Genomic DNA, 23,484 nt, shown 5'->3' on the forward strand with positions numbered 1-23,484 from the left:
ACTCATCAAAAACGGGCCACTGTCGATGCGCAGCTCAATGCCGGGCGGTGTTTTGACAGCTCCACCGCACCGTCTACAGGCCGGGTGTTGCTGATCGCCAGACCCGCGCGGCGCCCTGAAAATACACAATCAGCCAGTGACAAACCGCTGATATACAAGTGCGACGCGACGCCAATGGCGGTACGCCCGGCGCTGAACAGCCCGGCAATCGGCTGGCCGAGGTCATCCAGCACCGCGCCGTTATTTTCATCGACTTTCAGACCGCCCAGGGTCAAGGCTCCCAGGGGAAAAATCGGGTTGTCCACGCTGATGTTGCAGGCGTAAAAGGGACCTTTGTCGAGCACCTGACGGCTGTCTTTGGACTTGCCAAAAGCATCCTCGGCCTCTCCCCGTGCCGCTGCGTTATAGGCGCGAAGTGCGCCGTTCAACTGGCCGGGCTGCATGCCGCACGCTTGCGCCAGTTGGTCAGGGCTTTGGCCCTTGCGCACCCGTAGCAGCATCAACGCCAACGCCGGTAGGCTTTGAAACCACCAATAGCCGCCGAACAACGCCTGACGAATCGCTTGTTGGCGCAAACGTGCATCCAGCACCAACCAGGCCTGACCGCCCTGCTCTTCACACAGCGGCTGGCCCAAGGTCGCGCCATACACTTCTTCGTTGCAAAAGCGTTGCCCCTGGGTGTTGACCACGATCCCTTTGGGCCAGCAATACGGCGGGTTGATAAAGCGCCAGGCCGAAACTCGGCTCAGACGATCACTTTGCGCGCCCACTGACTGGCCCAGACGCAAGCCACTGCCGTCGCAGCCCGTGGCCCCGACTTTAAAGTTGCGGCGAAATTTGGGCGCGTGCTCGCGGATCAAGTCACGGTTAAAAATAAAGCCGCCGGTGCTGAGAATCACACCGAGCCGCGCCCGCACTAAAATCGGTTGCGCATGATCGCGCTCAAGCTGAGTGACCTTTTGGCGCAGGCGGTCACAGTAACCGGGTGCAAAATTTTGCAAGCGCTCGGCACGTGCGGCCAGACGCGCATGCAGATGCGCCTCGCGGCTGCCTGCGGGCATGCTCCACAGCTCAGCCCCCACGACGCGCCCGGTGGCATCCACGACCATGCGCCGTGCGGCCGATTGCAGCAAAGGCTGGACCCCGGCGCGCAGGCAGGCGTCTTTGAGTTGTGCATAGAGCACGGCCCCACACTGCCCTTTGCCGACCGTGCGATGGCCACGGGGTGCAGGGGGTTGTAGACCGGCATAGGACGGCACTTTTTCATTGCCCGAGTAATACAAGAAGTAGCCGTCACTGGGGTATGAGGTTTTACCGCCCGGTGGCACGCTGTGGGCGAAGCGTGCGCCGTGGCCTTCCAGCCAGTGCAAATTGCTCACACTGTCCGCGCAAAATTTACGCAGCGTGGCGTCGCTGATCACGCCCTGAGTTTCGTGCTTGAGGTAATCAAACATCGCTTGCGGGCTATCAGTGAAACCGGCGTCTTGCTGTTGCTGTGTACCGCCGCCGGCGTAAACCACACCGCCACTTTTGGCACTGGCCCCGCCGCCGGTGAAACGGTCGGCAACCATCACCTCACAGCCTTGACTGCGGGCTTCCAGCGCCGCGCAGGCACCGGCTGCCCCCCAGCCGATGACCAGCACATCGCAGCTGTCGTGCCAGTCCTGTTCCGTCAGGGTGTGGGCCTGTAACGGCGCGAGGATCGGGGTATTGCTGTCGACCCTGGACTGGCTCATGACAGTACCTTCGCGCGAGTGTCTGCGGTGACGGGTGCATGGCTGGCAATATGATTGGCCGCGATATAACCAAAGGTCATCGCCGGGCCCAGGGTGCCTCCCGCGCCGGGATAGCTGGTGCCCATCACGGACGCCGAGCAATTGCCGATGGCATAAAGACCGGCAATCGGCTGACCGTTTTCACGCACCACCTGGGCAAACTGGTTGGTCAGTAGTCCGCCTTTGGTGCCAATGTCACCGGCATCCAGACGCATGGCGTAGTAAGGGCCTTTGCGCAGCGGTGCCAGACACGGGTTGGGTTTGATGTTGCTGTCGCCGTAATAGCGGTCAAACACGTTGCCGCCCCGATCAAAGTCCAGATCAACGCCGGTCTGCGCGTACGCATTAACCTTGCTCACCGTGCTGTTCAATCCGCTCGCATCGACGCCGATTTGCTCCGCCAACGCATCCAGAGTGTCAGCCTTCCAATACACACTGTTGAGCCATTCCTTGCGCAACCGGCTGTCGGGCACGACCTGCCCCGGCATCAACGGCCCCATCGCGTAATGGAAGCGGAAGTGGCCGTCGAAAATCACCCACGAGGGCACCGACCGGCCGCCGGTTTTGTGGTTGTCCTTGTACATGGCGTCGACAAATTCGAGGTACGGCGCCGCTTCGTTGACAAACCGATGGCCCAGGCTGTTGACCACGATGGCACCGGGGAACGCCCGCTCGGCAAACACGCCGCGGGGTTTTTCTTCGCCGGGCACGGCAATGGTCGGCGCCCACCAGGCCCAGTCCATCAATGCCGTGGCGGCACCGATGTTCATCCCCGCTTCCAGCGCGGCACCGGTGTTATTGCCCGGTGGCGTGGCACTCCACTGTGTGCGGGTGGGTTGTGGCAGGAATTTTTCGCGCAGGGTCTGATTCTGCTCAAACCCACCCGAGCCAAAAATCACCCCGCGCCGAGCCTTGAGTTCCAGCACTTTGCCGCCCGTGCTCACAGTGATCCCGCACACGCGATCGCCGTCCAGCACAACGTCCTGAAAATCAGTGTTAAGCCAGAGCGGCACATTGCGGTCCATCAACGAGCGACGCAAGGACGCCACCAGTGAACTGCCCAATGCCGCGCGGCGGTCGTATTTGCTTTTGCGTCGCCATTTAAAGTCGAGCTTGTAGCGCGCCATCAATTTGAAAATCAGCCATTGCCAGCCAAAACTGCGCGCCATGGCCTTGTGCGCATCCCGTGCTGTCCAGGCAATGCGCCCCATTAACAGGGTCGAGGGCGAAGGTTTGCGCAGGTTGGGTAACTCTTCGCCCAACAGGCTGGTGTCAAACAGCTCCGGGTCCAGGGTGCGGCCACCGGCCAGCGCGCCGGGCAACTGCGGGTAGTAATCCGGGTATTTGGCCGCCACGGCGTAACGCACGCGGCTGGTTTGCGTGAGCTGTTTGATCATGGCAGCGGCGTTGTCCAGATACGCCTGCAACCGCACCGGATCACCGTGCTCACCCGTGGCGGCCTTGAGGTATTGCATCGACAACTCAGGGCTGTCCTGTCCGCCTAGCGCGGCGAAGTAATGGTTATTGGGGATCCAGATCCCCCCGCCGGAAATCGCCGAGGTGCCGCCGTACTTGTCGCTTTTCTCGACAATCAGAACCGACAGGCCTTGATCGGCAGCAAACAGTGCCGAGGTCATGGCCCCGGCACCGGAGCCAACCACTATTACGTCATAGGTGGACTGAGACTGAACGTGAGCCGTCATTATTGTTATGCCATCCGCTGAGGTCAGTAATTCACAGGGTCAAACAAACGGGTCTGCGTTGGGCAGGCCCAGTTGCACTACACCGAAGCTGCGTCGGTAAGCCGCCTCATTGTTGGCAATATGCCCGCGAGCCTGATGCAGATCGCGGAAATAGCGCGCCACCGGGTTGGTGTTGTACAACCCCGAGGCTGCCATGCAGCGCAGCAGGTCGCTGACCCGGTCGGCGCACACATTGGTCACATGAGAGGACTGATAGCGATACAGCAAACGGGTTTCAACGTCCGGGTACTCACCTGCGCTGGCCAATGCCATGAGATTGGCGTAGTTGCGCATCAACACCAGCTTGAGGGCGTCGACGGTGATGGTGGCTTCGGCAACTGCCGCCTGTGCGGCCGGGTCTTCAGCGGTTTTGGCGCCGTGTTTGCCGATATGCTTGGCGGCGTTGTCGCGAAACTCAGTGATCGCCCCTTGCAGCGCGCCAATGGCCGACGACGATACGGCCCGGGCAAACACCTGAGCAAAGGGAATGGCGTACATCGGATGGGTATTGACCAGCCGTCCAGGGGTGGCTTCGATGCTGTAGTTGTTGGTGCGTTGCACACGATGGGCCGGTACAAACACATCCTCGACGATGATGTCGTGGCTGCCGCTGCCGCGCAGGCCCAGCACATCCCAGTTCTGCTCGATCCGATAATCGGTGGCCGGGATCAAAAAAGTGCCGTGCTCGGTCGGGCCCATTTCGTCTTGCGGGACGATGCCACCGAGCAAACACCATTTGGCATGCTGGCTACCGCTGGAAAAACCCCAGCGCCCACTGACCTGATAACCGCCCTTGACCGGTGTGACTTTAGCCACCGGCATATAGGTCGAGGCCACCAGTGTGGAGCTGTCTTCACCCCACACATCGCGTTGCGCCTCGACCGGGTAACGCGCCAGCTGCCAAGGGTGAACACCGACCACACCAAAGACCCAAGCGGTCGACATACAGCCTTCGGCCAAGGTCATCTGGATTTCAAAGAACGTGCGCGGGTCCACTTCGTGACCGCCCCACATCTTGGGCTGCAAGGCACGAAACAGACCGGCCTCCTGCATATCGCGCACGGTTGCGTCGGGCAGTTTGCAGTCCTTGTCCGCCTGAGCCGAGCGGCTTTTGAGCGCGGGAATCAATTGCCGCGCGCGTTCCAGCAGCTCAAGCTCTATCGGACTTTTCTCTCGTATCTGATCCATCCGTGTGTTCTCCGTCAGTCTCTCGCTGCGCGAATGCGCGGGCGCTGTATGACGAATAATCCAACTTGCGGCGATAGCCATCATCGTCAAAGTGGACTACGTTCAGAGGTGCCTTCAAACAACCGGCAACTTCGCCCAGCCCCGATCCTGCTCAATCTGCGCACTCAAGCGCAGCAGCACGTCTTCGCCGCCCAGCGGCCCGGTAAACATCATGCCGATGGGCAAGCCGTTATCACTCATGCCCACCGGCAGCGAAATCGCCGGTTGCCCGCTGACATTGGCCAGCACCGTAAACGCCGCACTGCCCATGGCGTTGTGGGCGTAGCTGTCCCACGGTTGATCGAGACTGAGCAAACCCAGCTGCGGCGTGACATTGGCCGTGACCGGCGAGAGGATCACGTCAAAGGTCTGAAACTGCTGCTCCATGTAGCCGCCAATGGTTTCGAACGATTGTCGGGCGCGGTACAGCCCTTCTCCCGTGACATTTTTGGCATTGCCCAACACCACCTGTGTGACGCGCTCGAAGTCGTCCGCCGTGGCTGTGCGCCCCAGTGCTTGCTCACGGTCATGGATCATGGTCAGCAAAGCATCGCCTATCACCGCTCCATGGGCGCCAAACAGTTGGCGCGGATCAACCTTGAGCTGCACCTCTTCCACGTTGTGCCCCATCGTACTCAGGCGCTTGACGATTTCATCCAGTACCCGCGCCACAGCAGGGTCCAGCGGCGCGCCGGTCAAGGATTCACGCACCAGACCAATGCGCAACGTGCCGGGTGCGGTTTGAATCTCGTCCACGTACGGGCGCACCAGTGGCTTTGCCCAGTACGGGCTGCCGGGTTCATGGCCTTGACCAATATCGAGGAACAAGGCCATGTCGCGGATATTGCGCGACACCACGTTGCCCACGCTGGCCCCAAACCAGCCCTCATATTTGCCGGGGCCGCTGGGTGTGCGGTAACGGCTGGGCTTAAGGCCGACCACGCCGCAGTAGGACGCCGGAATCCGAATAGAACCGCCGCCATCGGTGGCATGGGCCACCGGCACAATCCCGGCGGCCACCGCTGCCGCTGCGCCACCGGAGGAGCCGCCTGCGCTATGGGCCAGGTTCCACGGGTTGCGGGTTTGCCCCCACAGCAGGGACTCGGTGGTGGTGGTCAGGCCGAATTCCGGGCACGTGGTTTTGCCAAAGGGCACCGCACCCTGGGCCTGATACCGGGCAATCAAGGTGCTGGTTTGAGAGGCCAGTGGTGCATCCTTGTACAAACGGCAGCCATGGGTGGTGCGAGTGCCCTCCAGCGGCGTGTTGAGGTCTTTGATCAGGATCGGCACCCCGGCCAGCGCGCCAGCATTTGACGTACCGCCAGCGCGGCGCGACTTGAGCAACGCCGTGGCGTACTCGTCGTGACGCATGTTGACCGCATTGACCTTGGGGTTGACCGCATCACAGCGCGCCATTGCGGCCGCCAGCAAGTGCTCGGGCGCCAGTTCGCCCTTGCGCACGGCATTGGCCATGTCCCAGGCGTCCATCGACTGATAGTCGGCCGGTGACACGGCATCGCCACCACTGGCATGGGCAAAACGGCCGAGCAGGCCAACGCCTGCGGCCACTGCGCCCGCCTTGAGCACATGACGTCGTTGCCAACCGGTGGGTTCTTCAGGTGTTGTGGCAGGGTTTTGCAAAGGATTACTCCAGCTTCATTTTATTTTTATGGAAATTTTTCCCGTAGTCGCTGACGAGGTACGAAGGCTGCGATGGGCGCAACGAGCGCTTCGCGTTCGATCGCAGCCTTCAACAGCGACTACACAGCGGTGACCATCGACTGCATGGTCGGCAGGAAGTGCTCGCCGTAGGGCGGCAACAAGCCCCACTCGCGGCGCGGGTCATGACTCGGTGCCTTGAACACGGTGCGCATATGGCTGAACTGTAAAAAGCCTTCACGGCCGTGGTAATGCCCCATGCCGGAAGCGCCGATGCCGCCAAACGGCGCGTCGTGCAAGGCGGCGTGCATCATCACGTCATTGATCGTGACGCCGCCCGAAATGCTGTGCTGCAACACGTAGCGCTGCTCGTCTTCATCCTGACCAAAGTAATACAGTGCCAATGGCCGCTCACGGCGGTGAATATCCTCCAGCGCCTGTTCCATCTGCTCGTAGGGCAGCACCACCAGCGCGGGCCCAAAGATTTCTTCGTGCATAATCTGGCTGTCCCGTGGCGGGTCGATCACCACTTGCAGCGGTCGACGCCGCGCCTGAGGATCGGCCTTGAGGGCCTGCGGGAAGCTTTCTACCCGGGCACCGCGCTCGCGGGCGTCTTGCACATAACGTTCAACGCGCTGCAAATGCCGCGCATTGACCACGGCCACCACGTCAGGGTTGTCCTCAACACGGGGACAGAGGTCGCTGTAGGCATCGCCCAAGGCACCGATAAAGTCTTCGAGTTGCTCACGGGGCACATACACCACGTCCGGATTGATGCAGATTTGCCCACCGTTATTGGCCTTGGCCACGGCAATGCTGAACGCCGCCTTGGCCAGCTCGGCACTGCGGGAAATAATCACGGGTGATTTGCCCCCCAACTCAAGGGTCAGCGGCACCAGGTTTTCGGCGGCGTTGCGCATCACCGAACGGGCCACCGCCGTGCTGCCGGTAAAGACCAGATGGTCAAACGGCTGCGCGGTAAACGCCTGGGCTACGTCGGCATCACCCAACACCACGGCGACCTCAAGCGGGTCAAACAGGTCGGCAAAAGCGCTCGCCAGCACTGCGGCCGTGCGCGGCACCACTTCCGAAGGTTTGAGGATCGCCCGATTGCCCGCCGCCAGCACGCACGCCAGCGGGCTGAGCAAGGTGAACAGCGGCGCATTCCAGGTGCCCAGAATGCCAATCGAGCCTTTGGGCTGATGCATCACCCAGGCCTTGGCGCCCAGTTGGTCATAAGGGGCAAACACCTCACGCGGCTCGTCTTCGATCCAGCTTGAAAGATTGTCACGGGCATATTTGAGCGATGCCAGCGAACCAATCACGTCATTCATCAAGGAAAAACCCTGAGGCCGCCCGCCAAAATCCAGGTCTATGGCTTCGACCAACGGCTGCTGATAGCGCACCAACAGCTCGATGACCCGCTGAATCCGTTCCTGGCGCTGCTCGGCACTGACCGGGCCAGCCTCGATAAAGGCTTTTTTCTGCGCTGCCAGCAGGCTGGGCAACTGTTCGGCGGCGGTGTCGGAATAAGTCATTGGGCGTGTCCTCTCAGGGCAAATGCGGGCTGGCATTAAAGTGACCCGACGCTAGACAAATCGCGGCCTGCACGCCTCGTCCAATCGGACGATAATCGGCCCAATTCGTTAGTCCGTTAAGACGATGTAACACACCGTTGCCGAGGGAATACTGCCAGCACGCCAATTCAATCCATGGGGTCCGTCATGGCAGTGCAAAGCAATTTCGATCCGCAGGCATTTCGTACCGCACTCGGCACCTTCACCACCGGGGTGACGATCATTACCACCCAGGCCGAGGACGGTTCACCCATTGGCATCACCGCCAATAGCTTTAACTCGGTGTCGCTCAACCCGCCGCTGGTGTTGTGGAGCCTGGCCAAAACCGCTCGCAGCTTGCCGGTGTTCACATCCGGCAAACACTGGAACGTACACGTGCTGTCGACTGAACAGGAACCCCTGTCCGGACGCTTTGCCATGCAAGGTGAAAACAAGTTCGAGCAAATCCAGCTCGACAGTGGCATCAGCGAAGCGCCGCTGTTGCAGGACTGCACAGCACGTTTCCAGTGCCGCACAGCCTTTCAATATGAAGGCGGCGACCATGTGATTTTTGTCGGCGAGGTGCTCGCCTTCGACCACAGCGACCGCGCCCCGTTGGCCTTTCAAAGCGGTCAATACGCGCTGGCCACCCGCAAGCCGCGCAGCGAGCTGCGTCTTGCCACCACCCCGCCGCCACCCGAATGCAGCTACACCGAGGACTTGCTGGGGTATTTGCTGGGCCGTGCCCACTACCAACTGCTGGATGCCTTACATCGCCTGCTGAGCAATCAGCAACTGGACGAGCATGCGTTTTTTATCCTGTCGGTGCTGTGTATCCGCGACAACTTGAGCCTGAGTGAAATCAACACGTTCGTCAGTTACACCGGGCACGTGGTGACGCTGGCGAGCATGCGCTTCCTTGAAAAACAAAATATGGTTGCCGTCGAAGACAGCAGCACAGACCCGCGCTATGTCCTGACCGCCAATGGACGCGAAGCCTCTGTGCAGCAATTGGCTCTGGCCAAGGCGGTGGAAGAAGACCTGGCAGCCAAGATGGGGCCCGGCGATGCGCAAGCGCTCAAGGTGCTGCTCAAGCGCCTGATCAGCGTCAGCGATCCCGGTTTGCCTGACTTGTGGGCGCCTCGCTGATTTTTAATTAGAAGAAGGAAAAGGACCCTTATGAGCATTATCAAACGCTTCGACCTGACCGGCAGCGTAGCGGTCATTACCGGAGGTGGCCGGGGCATTGGCCGGGGTATTGCACTGGCCTACGCCGAGGCGGGTGCAGATGTGGTGCTGGCCGCTCGCACCTTGGCCGATGTTGAGGCCGTGGCTGAAGAAGTGCGCAGTCTGGGCCGACGGGCGTTGGCCATTGCCTGTGATGTAACGGTCGATGAGCAACGCAGCGCGCTGATTGAGCAGGCCCGCGAAGACATGGGCGCTATCACTCACTTGGTCAATAACGCCGGGGGCGCTGGCCCCAACGACCCGTTGACGCTCAGCGTCGAACGCTTTGAAGAAATACTGCGCTTCAACGTGTCGTCGGCTTATCACCTGTGCCAACTCTGCGTGCCGCATATGCGCGCGGCTGGCACGGGCAACATTATCAATATCACTTCAGGGGCGGCGCGTTATGCGCAGACCCAGTTCAGCGCCTACGGCACCGCCAAGGCGGCGCTGAGCCATATGACCCGGCTACTGGCCCAGGATTTTGCGCCGGTGGTGCGGGTTAATGCGATTGCTCCCGGGCCGATCTTGACCGATGCCCTGAACCGCGTCCTGCCGGTGGCCATGCGCGACGGCATGATCAAGGCCACACCGATGCAAAGTCTGGGTGAAGTGGAAGACATTGCCGCCGCGGCGTTGTACTTGGCCAGCCCGGCTTCGCGCTGGGTCACGGGCAAGATTCTGGAAGTCGACGGCGGCGCTGAATCCAGCGTGTGGCCGGGCTGAACCTGTAGCAGTTGCCGAAGGCTACGTCCGGCGGCGCAGCCGTCGCAAATCGGCTAACGCGTTGTGTCAGATAAACCGGGGGCAGTGGGTTGACGATTACTTCGCAACCGGACGTAGCCTGCGGCAACTGCTACGACAATTTAGAGAGAGTGTTTATGGACTCACAGTTGATTGAAGCGCTGGGCGATGAGTTGTTCCATGCGTTGCTGGAACGCCGCAGCCTGCAACCGCTGACCCAGCGTTACCCGGACCTGACTCTGGAAACCGCGTACCAGATTTCCCTGCGCTTTTTACAGCGCCGGGTGGCCTTGGGCGAACAGGTGATCGGCAAAAAAATCGGCGTCACCAGCCGTGCCGTTCAAGAGATGCTGGATGTGCATCAACCCGACTTCGGTTTTTTGACCAACCGCATGCACGTCGCCGATAACAGCGAAGTCAGTTTCAGCGCCCACCATCTGGTGCAACCTCGGGCCGAAGGCGAAATCGCCTTTATTCTGGCTGAAGACCTCAGCGGGCCGGGCATCACGGCCCAAGATGTGATGGCCGCCACGCAATGGGTAGTGCCGTGTTTCGAGATTGTCGACTCGCGCATCGCCGACTGGAAAATCCGCATACAAGACACCGTGGCCGATAACGCGTCCTGCGGTGTATTTGCCTTGGGTGAGCAACGCATTGACCCGCGCGAACTGGACTTGACCCAGGTCGAGCTACAGCTGCTGAAGAACGGCCAGCCTGCCGGGCACGGGTTCGGCTCAGCGGTACAGGGCCACCCCTGCGAGGCCGTGGCTTGGTTGGCCAATACCCTGGGCAAGTTCGACATTCCGTTTCGCAAAGGCGAAATCATTTTGTCTGGAGCATTGGCGCCACTGGTGCCGGTGCAACCGGGCGATGAAGTCAGCCTGACCCTCAGCGGTCTTGGCTCTGCCCGCCTGCGCTTTGTGCCTTAAATCACGTCTGAGACCCTGACCATGACCAGAAAAATCAAGTGTGCCCTCATAGGGCCGGGCAATATCGGCACCGACCTGCTGTACAAGCTGTTGCGCAGCGAAGTTCTGGGGCCGGTGTGGATGGTGGGCATTGATGCCACTTCCGAAGGCTTGAGCCGTGCCCGGGAGATGGGTCTTAAAACTACCAGCGATGGCGTGGACGGTCTGCTTGAGCATGTACTGGCCGACAATATCCAGATCGCCTTCGACGCCACTTCCGCGTATGTACACGCCGAAAACAGCCGCAAGCTCAACGCGCTGGGCGTGCTCATGATCGACCTCACCCCCGCGGCTATCGGTCCGTACTGCGTGCCGCCGGTCAACCTCAAGGACAACCTCAAACGCGGCGCGATGAACGTCAATATGGTCACCTGCGGCGGTCAGGCCACCATTCCCCTGGTGGCGGCTGTTTCCAGCGTGCAGCCCGTGGCGTACGCCGAAATTGTTGCCACAGCGGCGTCCAAATCGGTCGGTCCCGGCACGCGTAAAAACATCGACGAATTTACCCGCACCACGGCCAATGCCATCGAGCAGGTCGGCGGTGCGAAAAAAGGCAAGGCGATCATTATCGTCAATCCCGCCGAACCGCCGCTGATCATGCGCGACACCGTGCATTGCCTGACCGAAACCGAACCGGATCAAGCCGCCATTACGGCGGCCCTGCACGCCATGATCGAGCAAGTGCAGCAGTACGTGCCGGGTTACAAACTGGTGAACGGCCCGGTGTTCGATGGCAATCGGGTGTCGATCTTCATGGAGGTCGAAGGATTGGGTGACTACCTGCCCAAATACGCCGGCAATCTGGACATCATGACCGCTGCGGCAGCACGTACGGCCGAGATGTTCGCCGAAGAAATTCTCAACGGCGAGCTGCAACTCAAGGCCACCGCCGCTCAACCCGCCCTCGCTTAAGGAGCACCCCATGGACCTTCGCGGCAAAAAAATCACCGTGCATGACATGTGCCTGCGCGACGGCATGCACCCCAAGCGTCATCAAATCACCCTTGAGCAAATGAAAAGCATCGCCTGCGGGCTGGATGCGGCCGGTGTACCGCTGATTGAAGTGACCCACGGTGACGGTCTGGGCGGCAGCTCAGTGAACTATGGTTTTCCTGCCCACACCGATGAGCAGTACCTGTCGGCGGTGATTCCCATGATGAAACAGGCCAAAGTATCGGCCCTGTTGCTACCCGGCATCGGTACGGTAGACCATCTGCAAATGGCCTATGAGCTGGGGGTCAATACCATCCGGGTCGCGACCCATTGCACCGAGGCGGATGTGTCCGAACAGCACATTTCCTATGCCCGCAAGCTGGGCATGGACACCGTCGGCTTTCTGATGATGGCGCACATGAACAGCCCCGAAGGACTGGTCAAGCAAGGCAAACTGATGGAGAGCTACGGCGCCAACTGCATTTACCTGACCGACTCAGCGGGCTACATGCTGCCCCATGACATCAAGGCCCGTGTGGCGGCCATGCGTGAAGCGTTGCACCCGGACACCGAAATCGGTTTCCACGGCCATCACAACCTGTCGATGGGCGTGTCCAACTCCATCGCTGCCATCGAAGCCGGTGCGACGCGCATCGACGCCGCTGCAGCAGGGTTGGGCGCAGGCGCGGGCAATACGCCGATGGAAATTCTGGTGGCGGTGTGTGATCGCATGGGTATCGACACCGGGGTCAGCGTGTTCGGCATTCAGGACGTGGCCGAAGACCTGGTGGTGCCAATCATGGACTTCCCGATCCGCAGTGATCGCGATGCTTTGACCATGGGCTATGCCGGTGTCTATGGCTCGTTCCTGCTGTTCGCCAAGCGCGCCGAGAAAAAGTACGGCGTACCGGCACGGGAAATTCTGGTCGAAATGGGCCGTCGCGGCATGGTCGGTGGTCAGGAAGACATGATTGAAGACACCGCCATGACCCTCGCCCGCCAACGGGCCTGAAGCTCGCCCTGAACAAAGGCGCTGACGCAGAACGGGTCAGCGCCTTTGTCGTTTATCAAAGGTGAAACTGACTATGACCCAGACTCACGTCGGCTGGCGCAGCCACGCATTGCTGTTGTTGCTGGCGGCGGTGTTTGCCGACAACTTTGTCGGCCGCCAGATTCTGGCGGTGATGATTGAACCGATCAAACGGGAATTCGGGGTCAGCGACACGGCCATGGGGTTGATCTCAGGCCTGGCCTTTGCCGGCGTGTATGCCCTGCTCGCCCTGCCCGCCGGGCGTCTGGCGGACCGCATGTCCCGCACCCGTCTGCTGGCCATTGCCTGCCTGTTGTGGGCGGTGGCGACCATGCTGTGCGGGCTGGCCGTGAGTTTCTGGATGTTGGCACTGGCGCGAATGGCGGTGGCGGTCAGCGAGTCCCCCACCACCTCGGCGTCCATGTCGATGATTGCCGACTTGTACCCGCCGCACCGGCGCTCGTTTGCGATCAGTTGCTTTACGGCGGCGCCGACCTTTTCTGCCGTTATTGGCTTGAGCCTCGGCGCCTGGGTGGTCGAGCACTATGGATGGCGCATGGCGTTTATCGTGATCGGCATGCCCGCGCTGCTGTTTTCGCTGGCGCTGGCCGTGCTGGCCAAAGACCCGCCCCGTGGGCGCTGGGATCTGGCCAGCACTCATGCGGCCCATCCCTTGCAAAGCATGGCCAGTGAAGCCCGCAAGCTGTGGGCCCTGCCCGCCTACCGTTGCCTGATCATGGCGGGCGGCCTGACCACCCTCAGCTCGTATGCCATCGGCATGTGGAACACCAGCTTTCTGGTGCGCTCCCACGGCCTGTCATTGCAACACGCGGGCTTACTGGCCGGGTTTATCTGTGGCGGCGTTGCCGGGATTGGTGCGCTGTTCAGCGGTTGGCTAAGCGATCACCTGACGCCGCGCAACCCACATTGGCAAGTGGGCATTCCGATCATTGGCCACGTGGCGGCAACCTGTGCCTTGGCCGCCTATCTGTTGTGGCCTTCGACGGTGTGGCTGTCTCTGGGTGAAGTGCCAGTGCCCAGCGCCATGCTCTGGTGTGCGCTCTACAGTTTTTTTGCGGTGTGGTGGGTCGCGCCTTCCTACAATCTGGTGACGCAACTGGTGCCCGCCAACCGCCGAGGCACGGCGATGGCCTTGCAGACCATCATCTCTACGCTGCTGGGCGTCGGCACCGGGCCGTTGCTCGCCGGATTGCTCAGTGATGCGCTAGTGCCCCGGTTCGGCGTGGAATCGCTGCGCTACGCCCTGCTGCTGGTCAGCTTGCCGGTGCTGGGCTCCATTGCCCTGCTGATACGCACCTCCAGTCATGCCGCGCCCACGGGCTATTTGCCCGTGGAGCGCGCCGCATAATCCTCGACCCAGCGGCGGGTCAGCTCATACGCCGACAATTGCGCCGTGCGCCCGGGGCTTAACGGGAACGCCTGCCCCGCCCACAGGTTGATAAAGTCGCCGGAACCGGCAGGCTCACTCATCGCCTTGAGCGGCAGCAACACACCGCCCGCCAACGGAAACGCTGGCGCTTGAGGGTTGATCGGGCCCATTTCGCGCATCACCCGGTTGAGAATCCCGCGCGCCGGGCGCCCGGTGAACAGGTTGGTGAGTGCCGTGTCACTGGAGCCTGCCTCACGCAAGGCCTTGTAATGCGGCTGGCTGATCTTGGCCTGCGGACAGAACAGGTACGCCGTGCCGATTTGCACCGCACTGGCACCCAGCGCAAAGGCCGCCGCAATCCCGCGCGCGTCGGCAATTCCGCCCGCCGCAATCACCGGCACCGAGACCGCATCGACAATCTGTGGCACCAGGGCAAAGGTGCCGATCTGACTGGCCAGATCGGTACTCAAAAACATCGCCCGGTGGCCTCCAGCTTCATAGCCCATGGCAATGATCGCATCGCAGCCGTGGTGCTCCAGCCACTGCGCTTCGGCCACGGTGGTGGCTGAGCTGAGGATCGTTGCCCCGCTGGCTTTTACCCGTGCCACCAGCGCGGCGTCGGGCAGACCAAAATGAAAACTCACCACCTGCGGGCGTAATTCTTCGACCAGCGCACAGGTGGCTTCATCAAACGGCGCGCGGCTGGACACGGGAGTCGGCGCGTCAAAGTCGGCGCCCAGCTCGTTGTAATAGGGTTTGAACAGCGATTTCCAGTGCTGCGCACGGGCTTCGTCCAGCTCCGGAGCCTGATGGCAGAAAAAATTCAGATTGAGTGGCTGATCACTCACGGCACGAAACGCCGCGACCTCGGCACGAATCGCTTCATGGCTTAACGTGGCACAGGCCAGAGAACCCAGCCCGCCTGCCTGAGCAACGCCGATCATGATCTCACTGCCGGCACCGAGCATGGGCCCTTGAATAATGGGGTGGGCAGTGCCGGTTAAATCGGTAAAACGTGAATCTGGCCAACGGGGCATAAAAAATCTCATGACAGTGAAATGTGTAAAGAACCCGTAGCAGCTGCCGTAGGCTGCGTTTGGGCGCGAAGCGCACGTAAATATAACTTTACGACGGCTTCGCCGCCGGACGCAGCCTGCGGCAGCTGCTACGGGATTTGTTAAACCGAGGATGATGAGTCCGGGGTTTAGCCCTGTTTAGCCAGCGCCGCGATCAACGCCCGGTCGAAATTGTAAATGTCCGGCGAATACACCACTTTGCCGTCTTTATCGGCGTGCGCCGTCCAGTAGGTCATCAGGATGGGCATCGGGTTGGACAACCTGAACTCACTGGTACGGCCGGTGCTGAGCAACTCCTCAGTGCGCACTTTCTCGGACGGGGTCACCAGCCAGTCACGCAGTTCAAACACTGATTCAACCCTTACACAGCCCGAGCTGAAGGCCCTGGGGCCTTTGCTGAACAGTGCTTGGCTGGGCGTGTCATGCAGGTACACCGAGAACGGGTTGGGGAAGCGAATGGCGATGCGCCCCAGCGGATTGCGCGGCCCGGCCCCTTGGCGCAGGAGTATGTTGCCTGGGCGATCCCAGTCAACACTGCCGGGGGAAATGGGCCGCCCGCTGCTGTCGATCACTTGCAGGTCATGACGGCTCAGGAAAGACGGATCACGGCGAATCTGCGGCAGTTTGTCTTTTTTGAAGATAGTCGGCGGAATGGTCCACGTCGGGTTAAGGGTCAATCGATTGACCGTGGATTTGAGCAAGGGCGTCTGCCGGTCGGGGCGTCCGACCTGAGTGCGGGTTTGCCACACGGGATGGCCGTTCTGGTACACCGCCAGTTGTGCCGCAGCGACGTTGACCAACAGGCTGGTCGGCTCGAAGTCGTGGGCCATCCAGCGAAAACGTTCCAGATTGACCCGCAGTTGAGCGCGGCGTGTGGCCGGGCTGACGTTCAGTTCCTTGATGGTGCCAGCGCCGATCACGCCATCAGCCTGCAACGAGTGGTCCAGCTGAAAGCTTTTAACCGCTGAGACCAGTTCATTGTTGTAGGTGTTGTTGACGGTAGCCTGACGGCTCAGATAACCCTCATCGGCCAGCCGCCGGGCCAGTGCCGGTACCCGAGAGTCCTGCATGCCGGGGCGCAGCAAGGGGCCATCGGGGATCGGCTGCCACTGCGTCAAGGGCTGCTGACGCAAACGGGCATAGACCTTGCGCAGGTTCTGGTATTGCTCGAAGGCGGGTCTGGCCCGCTCGAACGCCGCACTCACGTCCTGAACGCCGGGTACGGCGAGGGCCAACAGTTCAGCTTGCCGGTCCGGTGCCACCACTGAATCAGAATGCCAGACCGGCTCGTACCGGCTCTGGGACAGACGTCCAAAATGCAGATCATGCAACGCTTTGAGGTATTGCTGGCTGGTGCCGATATCGGCACACAGGTCCTGACCCACGGGTAATGGATAGTGAGCCGGGTTCAGCCCATCGTCGGCCAATTGCGCCAAGGCTGCCTTCAACGCGGCAACACGGCCAGGGTCGGCCCAGACCATTTGATCGCTCTGAGCCTGATAGAACGCCTGCAACAGCGCCTGTTGTTGCGCGTCAATGCCCGTGGCCAGCGCCGGGCAAGACTGCGGCAATTGAAGCAATGCCATCTGCACGGGGCTGACTGGCGCAACGACCATGTCGTCCGCCGACGCGACCAATGGCGCTACGAGCAAGGCAATGCTCAAGTAAACTGCGTGTTTTTTGATCAACTGCTTTACTCCAATCCATGGCCGTTGCGTAGGAATTCACCGTATTACCGTCACGGCTGACCCCGAAGGCTAGCAGCTCTATTCTGACTGTCTTAAACATAGCAGCCATCGGGTGACGGAGTTTCAGTAACCTTTAAACAGTGGAATATCGTTATCTATGCTGATTACTTTGCGACGACTCTTTCTGGTCGCCGCGACGCTGGGAGCCCTGTGCAACCCTGCGTTCGCCGCCAATATTTCCAAACAAGGGCTCTACAACAGCCTTGCCCAAGCCGCCCCGGAACTCAACCCCCTCGTCCTGCAAAGCGCTCTGAGTGCCATGCAATGCGCCGTCAACAATGGTGCCAGCCCGGCCGAAAACCTGGCTGTGATTGATTACTCGCAACCGTCGACCGCCCGCCGCCTGTGGATCTTCGATCTGCAAAAGAAGACCCTGGTGCTGCGTGATCTGGTGGCCCACGGGCAAAAGTCCGGTGAAAACTTCGCCACTCAATTTTCCAATAACGAGGGCAGCCATCAATCCAGTCTGGGGTTGTTTCGCACTCAGGAAAGCTATCAGGGTGCCAACGGCTACTCATTGCGCATGGACGGGCTTGAACCGGGTTTCAACGACAGCGCCCGTGATCGGGCCATCGTCATCCACCCGGCCAGTTACGTGAATCCGCTGTGGAGCCAGACCCAAGGCCGCATCGGTCGCAGTCAGGGCTGCCCTGCCGTACGCCCGCAGATTGCCCGTACCGTGGTAGACAAACTCAAGGATGGGCAGTTCATGTTTGCCTGGTATCCGGATCAAAAATGGCTGCAATCCTCGGCTTACCTCAACTGCAAACCGCGGCTGGTGGCCAGCATTGTCTCGTCCAAAAAGGGCTGACAGTCAGCGACCACTCCATTACCGACCCCTTTGAGCTGAAAGCGACACGCTGCCCGGTCTTTCATTGACGGATCGGGCCAAGCGCTATTTATTACTATTAATCCGCATTAATACGATAAATAGACCCTATGCTAAGTCGCCCGCTGCGCCGCAAACGCCAGAAGCTTTCCGATGTGATTGTCGAATCGGTCAAACGCTCGATTGTGACCGACGCCCTCAAGCCCGGTGACCGCCTGCCTACTGAACGCGAGCTGATGGAAAGTTTTCAGTGCTCCAAAGGGTCGGCCCGCGAAGCCCTCAAGGCACTGGAAGTTGAAGGGTTGGTCAGCACTCGCACCGGCCCCAGCGGCGGCGCCTATTTGAATCAGGCCGGGACCGAACCCGCCAGCCGGGCCTTACGCAACTATTTGCACTTCCAGCATCTGGATGGCGAGCAGGTCTACCAACTGCGCAAAGTCATCGAAGTGGAACTGGCCGTGTCGGTGATTGGCCGACTCAGTGCCCAGGACTTCGCAGCGCTGCAAGCCAATGTCGATTTTTGCAGCGCTCCCGAAGACAGCGAGGCCGGCCAGCGTGAACAGCGTTTGGCGGAACTTGAATTTCACACGCTGCTGGCCCATGCCTGCCCCAACCCTTTACTGAGCTTTATGGCGCAATTTCTCAACGATTTGCTGCGCGATCTGGTGGTGCTGAAAAAAGCCTACAAACCCAAGCGCAAGCAATTCGACGCCGCCAACCTCGATTATCACAAGCAGTTGTTGATTGCCCTGCGCGCTGAAGACGAGCCGCGGGTACGCACCTTGATGCACGAACACATGTGCGATGCCGAACACCATATGAGCGCACTTGAAGGTCAAGTCAGCCCGCATTTTTTGCTGGAGTTCGATCACAGCTAGCACCACACCGTATGAGCTATCCCCAATAAAAAAGGCCTGCCCACGGGCCCTGTTCCGCCGTTTGCCATTGCTACTCCTGCCAATAATTAAATCAGGGAGTCATTCCATGCAGCGTCGTACGTTGTTGAAAGCGGGACTGGCGGCTGCCGGTGCTCTTGGCCTCGCGCCGGGCATCCGTCAGGCCTTCGCCAGCGAACCGTTCACCTTTTATGGCCTCAAGTCGATGTCCGGGCCTTTCGCCAGTTATGGCAAGTTCGCCGACATGGGTTCGCGTCTGGCCGTCGAGCACTACCCGCAACTGCTCGGCCGACCGCTCCATTACAAGGTCATCGACACGGAAGGCAACGCCGGCAAGGCGGTGCGCAAAGTGCAGGAAGCCATCGCACAGGACGGGGCACGCTTCTTTCAGGGCTGCACACTGTCTTCGTCGGCGCTTGCCGTGGCCAAGGAAGTGAACAAGGCGGGCGGCGTCTTCATGACGCCCGTGGGGGCCGATGAAGTCACCGGCAAGGATTGCAACAGCGCGACCTTTCGCTGGTCGGTGCCAACCTACGGCGCCATCCGCGAAACCCTGGTGCCCCTGATCAAAACCCTGCCCGATGCCAAACGCTGGTACACCATCACCCCGCAGTACGTGTTCGGCGAAGCGCTGTTGGACGGCACCCGCCAAGTGCTGGATGAACACGGTCTGGAACACATCGGCAACAGCTATCACTCGCTTCAGGAGCAGGAGTTTTCCGGCTACCTGACCAATGCCATCGTCGCCAAGCCCGATGTGCTGGTGCTGCTCAACTTTGGCAGCCAATCGAACAACGCACTGCGTCAGGCGGTGAATTTCGGCATCAAGGAGCGGATGAAAGTGCTGCTGGTCTGGTCCGCCGGGCTGGATCAATTTCAGGAACTGGGCAGCGATATTCTCGAAGGGGTTTACCTCGGGGCGCAGTACTGGCATCAGGTCGATACCCCGCTCAACCGCGAGCTGGTCAAAGCCACTCAGGCCAAATACGGGATTAACCCCACCTACCCGCTGGCGGCTGATTACATCAGCACCAAGGTCATGCTCGACACCATCGCGTCGACCGGCAGCTTCGACGGGCCGACCGTCGCCAACGCCATGCAGGGCCTGAACTACCAAGGCCCAACGGGCGCGGAGTCGATCCGCGCCGGCGACCATCAGGTGATCAAGGATTATTACCTGCTGGTGGGCAAACCCGCCGATCAAATGAGGGACGCGGACGATCTGGCCACGGTGATCAGTTCCGGACGCTCGTTTGCGTCGGTCGAAAGCACGGGCTGCGTGTTGGGTTAAATCACGGTTTTCAAGCACCTTTCAACGGGCAAACGATGACGCGTGATCGCTTGCCGAGGGTATCTGCATGCTCGAACTTTACCTGTTTCAGATTCTCAACGGCCTTGGCCTGGGGATGATCTACTTCTTGATCGCAGTGGGACTGACGATCATTTTTGGCCTGCTCAACTTCGTTAACTTTGCCCACGGTGCGTTTTTTCTGCTGGGCGCCTATATCTGTTACACGGTGGTCAGCCTGACCGGTAACTTCTGGCTGTCACTGCTCTTCGCCCCCTTGCTGGTGGCAGGGCTGGCGTGGCTGATCGAACGCCTGCTGATCCAGCGCATTTATCACTTGCCGCACATGTTCCAGATTCTGGTCACGCTGGGTATCGCCCTGATCATTCAGGAAGCCAGCGTGATGATCTGGGGCCCGGTGGGCAAAAGCGTGGCCGTGCCACAGTTACTGCGTGGCGTACTGGTGATCGGCGACTTCGTGTACCCCTACTACCGCTTGTTTCTGATCGCCTTCTCGGCGCTGATCGGTTTTGCCCTGTGGTTGCTGCTGGAGCGCACGCGCTTCGGGGCGCTGGTTCGTGCGGGCAGCGAGAGCACCGAAACCGTGTCCCTGCTGGGCACCAATATCTTTCGCCTGTTTTCCATGACCTTCGCCCTTGGCGCGGGGTTAGCGGGGATTGCCGGTGTGCTGTTCGCGCCGTTACGCGGTGCGCAGCCCTTCGTTGGCCCGGAAATCCTCGGTGTGGCCTTTGTGGTCGTGGTCATCGGCGGCATGGGTTCGTTCAGCGGTGCGCTGGTCGGCGGTTTACTGGTGGGCGTGGTGCAAAGCCTGATGACCACTATCTGGCCTCAGGGCGCGAGCTTGATGATCTACGGCGCCATGGCCGTGGTGATTCTGCTGCGCCCTTATGGCCTGTTCGGGAGAGCCTGACATGAATGAGAAAAACCCCCTGCCCTTCGCCAAGACCCAATCGCGCGCCATGCTGCTGTTGGTCATCGCGGTCTTGATCGGCCTGCCGCTGGTGTTGCCCTCGGCCACGCTGGCCACTGAAATCCTGATCTTCGCCATGGCCGCACTGGCCTGCAACCTGTTACTGGGCTACACCGGCTTGCTGTCTTTCGGCCAAGGTATTTTCTTTGGTGCCGGTTCTTACTGCGCGGCCTTGCTGATGATTCATCTGCATTTGGGTTTGTTCAGTGCCTTGCTCGGTGCCGCGCTGGTGGGCGCCTTTCTGGCGTTTCTGGTGGGCGCACTGGCCATCCGCCGAACCGGTATTTATTTCGTGATGCTGACCCTGGCCTTCAGCCAGATGGCTTATTTCCTGACCTATACCCTGAGTGACTGGACCGGTGGCGACAACGGCCTGCTGGACGTGCCCCGCCCCGAAATTCGCATCGGCGATACCGTGCTGATGTCGCTCAGTGACGCACGCTATTTCTACGGCTTCGTCGCTGTGCTGTTCCTGCTGATTTTCATCGGCGCCCGCCGGGTGATTGCTTCGCCTTTCGGCAGCACGCTGATGGCCATCCGCGAAAACGAAACCCGCGCCGCGGCCATCGGCTACGACACGCGGCACTTCAAGATTCTGGTGTTTATGTTGTCCGGGTCCGTCACCGGGATTGCCGGGGCGCTCTACGCCATGCTGCTGCATTTCGTCCCCCTGTCCAACATCGACCTCGCCATGTCAGAGAACATTCTGATCATGACCATTGTCGGCGGCACCGGGTCGTTGTTTGGCTCCTTGCTGGGTGCGGGCACTATTGTGTTGCTCGGCGACTTCCTGTCTGACTTGTGGCCGCGCTGGCTGATGCTGCTGGGGGTGATTCTGATTCTGGTGGTGGTGTTTATGCGCGGCGGTTTGTGGGGCGGATTTTCCAGCCTGTTTGATAGGATCAAAGGCTCGCGCAAACGCCAACAACCCCTTCAGGAGGAACAGCCATGAGCACCACTCCCCCCCTGCTGCAAACCGACAACCTGCAACTGGCCTACGGCGCGTTCAATGCGGTCAACGGCGTCAACCTGAAGGTCGAGCAAGGCACCATTCACACCGTGATCGGCCCTAACGGTGCGGGCAAGACCAGCCTGTTTCACTGCTTGACCGGTGAGCGTCAGGCCACTGGAGGCACTATCGTGTTCGATGGCAAGCACATCATTAAAAAGCCCTCCCACGGCCGCGTCGCGCTGGGCATGGCCCGTTCATTCCAGCTCACCAGCCTGTTCCAGAACCTCAGCGTGCGCGAGAACTTGCGTCTGGCGGCCCAAGGCCGGGATGGATTGGGCGCTCTTAATTTCTGGCGGCATGTGGACAGCCGCCGCCAACACCACGACATGGCCGATCAGGTGCTCGAACGCCTGCAACTGACCCGACGCGCCAACACCCTGGCCGGTGAGCTGTCCCACGGCCAACAGCGGGTGCTCGAAGTGGGCATGTCGATCTGCTCCAAACCTAAGCTGCTGATGCTCGACGAACCAACGTCGGGCATGGGCATCGACGATATTCCGATCATGACCCAACTGATCAGCGACCTGGGCCGCGACCACACGGTGCTGCTGATTGAACACAACATGAGCATTGTCATGTCCATCAGCCAACGCATCACCGTGATGAGCCAAGGCCAGATTCTGGTCGAAGGCACGCCTGAATTCGTCCGCGCCGATGAACGTGTACGCACTGCCTATCTGGGAGAAGCCGCCTGATGCTGACTGTCGACACTATCCATTCCTATTACGACAAAAGCCACGTCCTTGAAGGCGTTTCGCTGCAGGTCAATCCGGGTGAGCTGGTGACGTTGCTCGGGCGCAACGGCGCGGGCAAGACCACCACGTTGCGCAGCATTCTGGGGATCATCTGCCCGCGCCAGGGCCAGGTGCGCTTCAATGGCCAGGACATGGTCGGGCGCAAGGTCTTTGAGATTGCCCGCGAGGGGCTGGCCTTGGTGCCCGAGCATCGCGGCATTTTCCGCTTGCTCAGCGTTGAGGAAAACCTGCGCATCGCTCAGCGCAAAAGCAGCCGCTGGCAACTGGAGGATGTCTACGCGATGTTCCCGCGCCTCAAGGAGCGGCGCAAAAATGCCGGCCACGCATTGTCCGGCGGCGAGCAGCAAATGCTCGCCATCGCTCGGGCACTGGTCAATGACCCCAAGCTGTTGATCCTCGATGAACCGACCGAGGGACTGGCGCCGGTGATTGTCGATGAGCTGGTGAAAATTCTGCGCACGATCAAGGAGGACGGCCTGCCCGTGCTGTTGGTGGAGCAGAACCTGAAGGTCTGCGACGCGCTTGCCGACCGCCATTACGTGCTCGAACAAGGCCGCGTGGTGTACGAAGGCAGCGCTGCCGCGTTTCGTGCCGACCCGACCATCAAAAACCGTTATCTGGCCCTGAGCGCCTGAAGG

20 protein-coding genes are annotated in these 23,484 nt (G+C 60.5%); 13 read left to right on the forward strand and 7 right to left on the reverse strand.

What is annotated here, in order from left to right; all coding sequences use genetic code 11:
* Nucleotides 1–5 precede the first annotated feature (5 nt).
* The 5 genes from GHN86_RS09890 to GHN86_RS09910 form a co-directional block, all read right to left on the reverse strand.
* Nucleotides 6–1,736 carry an FAD-binding protein gene (locus tag GHN86_RS09890; RefSeq protein WP_153386491.1) on the reverse strand — a complete coding sequence of 577 codons (1,731 nt, stop codon included), beginning with the start codon at nt 1,734–1,736 and terminating at the stop codon, nt 6–8.
* The gene (locus GHN86_RS09895) at nt 1,733–3,478 is read right to left on the reverse strand and encodes an FAD-binding protein (protein ID WP_153382378.1); all 1,746 of its coding nucleotides are present in this window, start codon (nt 3,476–3,478) and stop codon (nt 1,733–1,735) included. Before GHN86_RS09895 ends, GHN86_RS09890 begins: the two co-directional genes overlap by 4 nt.
* A gap of 39 nt (nt 3,479–3,517) precedes the next feature.
* On the reverse strand, nt 3,518–4,705 hold the full coding sequence (locus GHN86_RS09900) for an acyl-CoA dehydrogenase family protein (RefSeq protein WP_153382376.1): 1,188 nt from the start codon (nt 4,703–4,705) through the stop codon (nt 3,518–3,520).
* A 114-nt stretch (nt 4,706–4,819) separates the two neighbouring features.
* Complete coding sequence (locus GHN86_RS09905; RefSeq protein WP_153386493.1) at nt 4,820–6,385, reverse strand: amidase; 1,566 nt, start codon at nt 6,383–6,385, stop codon at nt 4,820–4,822.
* A 119-nt stretch (nt 6,386–6,504) separates the two neighbouring features.
* Nucleotides 6,505–7,941: a coniferyl aldehyde dehydrogenase gene (locus GHN86_RS09910; protein ID WP_153382372.1), complete on the reverse strand. Its 1,437-nt coding sequence runs from the start codon at nt 7,939–7,941 to the stop codon at nt 6,505–6,507.
* A gap of 186 nt (nt 7,942–8,127) precedes the next feature.
* Here GHN86_RS09910 and GHN86_RS09915 point away from each other — a divergent pair, with 186 nt between their 5' ends.
* The 6 genes from GHN86_RS09915 (at nt 8,128) to GHN86_RS09940 (ending at nt 14,230) form a co-directional block, all read left to right on the forward strand.
* On the forward strand, nt 8,128–9,108 hold the full coding sequence (locus GHN86_RS09915) for a flavin reductase (protein WP_153386495.1): 981 nt from the start codon (nt 8,128–8,130) through the stop codon (nt 9,106–9,108).
* 30 nt (nt 9,109–9,138) lie between these two features.
* Nucleotides 9,139–9,912, forward strand: coding sequence for a glucose 1-dehydrogenase (locus GHN86_RS09920; RefSeq protein WP_153382368.1), 774 nt, complete (start codon nt 9,139–9,141; stop codon nt 9,910–9,912).
* A 155-nt stretch (nt 9,913–10,067) separates the two neighbouring features.
* Nucleotides 10,068–10,859: a fumarylacetoacetate hydrolase family protein gene (locus GHN86_RS09925; RefSeq protein ID WP_153382366.1), complete on the forward strand. Its 792-nt coding sequence runs from the start codon at nt 10,068–10,070 to the stop codon at nt 10,857–10,859.
* 21 nt (nt 10,860–10,880) lie between these two features.
* The gene (locus GHN86_RS09930) at nt 10,881–11,810 is read left to right on the forward strand and encodes an acetaldehyde dehydrogenase (acetylating) (protein WP_153386497.1); all 930 of its coding nucleotides are present in this window, start codon (nt 10,881–10,883) and stop codon (nt 11,808–11,810) included.
* 10 nt (nt 11,811–11,820) lie between these two features.
* Nucleotides 11,821–12,843 (forward strand): 4-hydroxy-2-oxovalerate aldolase, encoded by a 1,023-nt coding sequence (gene dmpG / locus GHN86_RS09935; RefSeq protein WP_122784336.1) that lies wholly within the window; start codon nt 11,821–11,823, stop codon nt 12,841–12,843.
* A 73-nt stretch (nt 12,844–12,916) separates the two neighbouring features.
* Nucleotides 12,917–14,230 carry a spinster family MFS transporter gene (locus GHN86_RS09940; protein ID WP_153382362.1) on the forward strand — a complete coding sequence of 438 codons (1,314 nt, stop codon included), beginning with the start codon at nt 12,917–12,919 and terminating at the stop codon, nt 14,228–14,230.
* On the opposite strand, the gene GHN86_RS09945 is transcribed toward GHN86_RS09940, so the two are convergent.
* Nucleotides 14,203–15,288 (reverse strand): NAD(P)H-dependent flavin oxidoreductase, encoded by a 1,086-nt coding sequence (locus GHN86_RS09945; RefSeq protein ID WP_153382360.1) that lies wholly within the window; start codon nt 15,286–15,288, stop codon nt 14,203–14,205. The two genes, GHN86_RS09940 and GHN86_RS09945, sit on opposite strands and share 28 nt — an antisense overlap.
* A 167-nt stretch (nt 15,289–15,455) precedes the next feature.
* The gene (locus GHN86_RS09950; RefSeq protein WP_153382358.1) at nt 15,456–17,015 is read right to left on the reverse strand and encodes a L,D-transpeptidase family protein; all 1,560 of its coding nucleotides are present in this window, start codon (nt 17,013–17,015) and stop codon (nt 15,456–15,458) included.
* 157 nt (nt 17,016–17,172) lie between these two features.
* Between GHN86_RS09950 and GHN86_RS09955 the strand changes: the two genes are divergently transcribed.
* The 7 genes from GHN86_RS09955 (at nt 17,173) to GHN86_RS09985 (ending at nt 23,481) form a co-directional block, all read left to right on the forward strand.
* Complete coding sequence (locus GHN86_RS09955; protein ID WP_153382356.1) at nt 17,173–17,886, forward strand: murein L,D-transpeptidase catalytic domain family protein; 714 nt, start codon at nt 17,173–17,175, stop codon at nt 17,884–17,886.
* 128 nt (nt 17,887–18,014) lie between these two features.
* On the forward strand, nt 18,015–18,782 hold the full coding sequence (locus GHN86_RS09960) for a FadR/GntR family transcriptional regulator (RefSeq protein ID WP_153382354.1): 768 nt from the start codon (nt 18,015–18,017) through the stop codon (nt 18,780–18,782).
* Nucleotides 18,783–18,888: 106 nt separating this feature from the next.
* Nucleotides 18,889–20,091: an ABC transporter substrate-binding protein gene (locus GHN86_RS09965; RefSeq protein ID WP_153382352.1), complete on the forward strand. Its 1,203-nt coding sequence runs from the start codon at nt 18,889–18,891 to the stop codon at nt 20,089–20,091.
* A gap of 67 nt (nt 20,092–20,158) precedes the next feature.
* Nucleotides 20,159–21,019: a branched-chain amino acid ABC transporter permease gene (locus GHN86_RS09970; protein ID WP_153382350.1), complete on the forward strand. Its 861-nt coding sequence runs from the start codon at nt 20,159–20,161 to the stop codon at nt 21,017–21,019.
* A 1-nt stretch (nt 21,020) separates the two neighbouring features.
* Nucleotides 21,021–22,031 carry a branched-chain amino acid ABC transporter permease gene (locus GHN86_RS09975; protein ID WP_153382348.1) on the forward strand — a complete coding sequence of 337 codons (1,011 nt, stop codon included), beginning with the start codon at nt 21,021–21,023 and terminating at the stop codon, nt 22,029–22,031.
* Nucleotides 22,028–22,786: an ABC transporter ATP-binding protein gene (locus GHN86_RS09980; protein WP_153382346.1), complete on the forward strand. Its 759-nt coding sequence runs from the start codon at nt 22,028–22,030 to the stop codon at nt 22,784–22,786. The genes GHN86_RS09975 and GHN86_RS09980 overlap by 4 nt, the downstream gene beginning before the upstream one ends.
* The gene (locus GHN86_RS09985) at nt 22,786–23,481 is read left to right on the forward strand and encodes an ABC transporter ATP-binding protein (protein ID WP_153382344.1); all 696 of its coding nucleotides are present in this window, start codon (nt 22,786–22,788) and stop codon (nt 23,479–23,481) included. The genes GHN86_RS09980 and GHN86_RS09985 overlap by 1 nt, the downstream gene beginning before the upstream one ends.
* The last annotated feature ends 3 nt before the right edge of the window (nt 23,482–23,484 follow it).

This window comes from Pseudomonas helleri (genome assembly GCF_009600315.1).
In the GTDB taxonomy this organism is placed as follows: Bacteria; Pseudomonadota; Gammaproteobacteria; order Pseudomonadales; family Pseudomonadaceae; genus Aquipseudomonas; species Aquipseudomonas helleri_A.